This is a genomic window from Pedobacter sp. 10L46_2, from assembly GCF_056395165.1.
Map to the genome: position 1 here is coordinate 6,167 of NZ_JBFTIZ010000087.1, position 1,946 is coordinate 8,112.

Here is a 1,946-nt window from a genome sequence, read left to right on the forward strand (position 1 = left end):
TCTATGTTCTAATTATTAATTATTTATTTAAAGCCGCTTAAAAAGATGCCTGAATACCAAAGGTGAATTTTCTAGGTACCGGATAACTATCTCCTGTATATATTCCCAGCTCATTCACTGCTTCAACATCCGGTAATGTTGATTTCTGGAAAGAGTAAACATTATCTATGATGGTATAAACCTGCAAGCGTTTCATTTTTAATTTTTCCAGCAACTTGGTCGGAACATTATAAGCTAAATTGATGTATTTAATTTTCGCATAAGATCCATCTTCCATATAGGCTGAAGAGAAATTATTAAACTGATAATAATAATCACCGTAAGGATTTAAGTCGGCGTAGGTAGCCTTATCGCCCGGTTTACGCCATATAGGCAATTTATCCAGATTGATAAGCCCAGTGTTTGGGAAGCTTCCAAGTTGTTTATATTGATCAAGTAAACTTGAGATATAAGTGTTATACACCTCTCTGCCTAATAAGAAGGTTGTAAAAACTTCAAGAGAGAAATTTTTATAAGTAAAGGTATTGCTTAAACCACCTGTAATTCTTGGATTCGGATTACCAACCCTTACTTTATCAAAATGATCCCATACATCATAGTCAAAGTTTTGATCTATCCATCTGTATGAGCCAGGTTTTGCAGTCTGCGATCCGTTCCAATAAGTAATCAGATCTCCAGTGCGCGGATCAAAAGGGATTTCATTTTTATCTGTATATACCCCTGCCGATTTAACCAGGAAATATTCATAAATAGGACGCCCTTTTGTAAGTATAAAAGTAGTACCTGTATTACCATCTGTAACCATAATGTCTCTATTACCATTAGGCAACGACATGATTTGATTTTTGTTGAATGACATTACCAATCTTGGATTCCATTGAAATTTGCTCTCAGGACTGAATACTCTTCCTGTAACATTTAAATCAACCCCTAAATTCCTAACATCAACAGCATTAGTTCTAACTTTATCATACCCGCTGGTAACCGGCATAATCAAATCGAAAATAAGGTCTGATGTACCACGGTTATAAGCATCAACAGATATGTTTAATCTGCTTTTAAATAATTCTGCATCAATACCAATATTCGATTGGATTGATCTTTCCCATGTTAAATTATCTTGTGTAATAGATCCGGGATTATAAGTTACCGAGTTTACACCATTGTAGGTATTTGTAGCGGCAGAGCCTTGATACCCTGCACCACCATTTCCGGTAATGTATGAGTTAAATGGCGCATAGTAATCGGCCGGTAAGTTACCTGAAACACCATAACTACCTCTTATTTTCAGTAATGACACCCAATTCTCTGCTGATTTCATAAACGGCTCGTCAGATATTACCCAACCTGCCGAAACAGAAGGAAAGTGGGCCCACCTGTAATTCTTACCAAAACGAGATGAGGCATCGGCACGGAAACTAACAGAGAAGAGATACTTATCTTTATAATCATAACTTGCTCTTCCGAAAAACGACAGCATTCCTGAAGCTTCGCGTTTAGACCCCGTTATCATATTACCGTATGGATCACTATACGCATATTCATTAATACCCTGAACAGTAGAAATTACATTATTCCCTTTTCCAATCCCCCCAATCCCTGTATATTCTCTTGTCAGGTAGTTTATCGTATTTCCACCCAGTACGGTAATGTGGTGGTCATTATTCACCGAAGTAGTATACGAAAGAAGGTTGTCTATATTAAAGTTATCAAAGTTCGATCTAGACGATTGAGCATAAAAATTACCCTCCGCATCCAAAATACTTGGCCTAAAGATGTCTCTGCCGCCTTTGCTTGATTGCAACGATCCTTGTGTTTGAAAATGAAACTTTTTACTGATATCGTAATTTAGTGTTATACTAGACGTAATATCATCATTGATATTCTTATCCTTAACCTGATCCAGCACACCTGTAAAGTTTTGCATATCCACATCACTTATATAT

General features: G+C 36.6%; 1 protein-coding gene. It reads right to left on the bottom strand.

The window, feature by feature from the left end:
• Positions 1 to 37: 37 nt before the first annotated feature.
• Positions 38 to 1,946 (bottom strand): SusC/RagA family TonB-linked outer membrane protein (locus AC1DDX_RS11690; protein ID WP_477622065.1); only part of this gene is annotated, 1,909 nt, incomplete at its 5' end.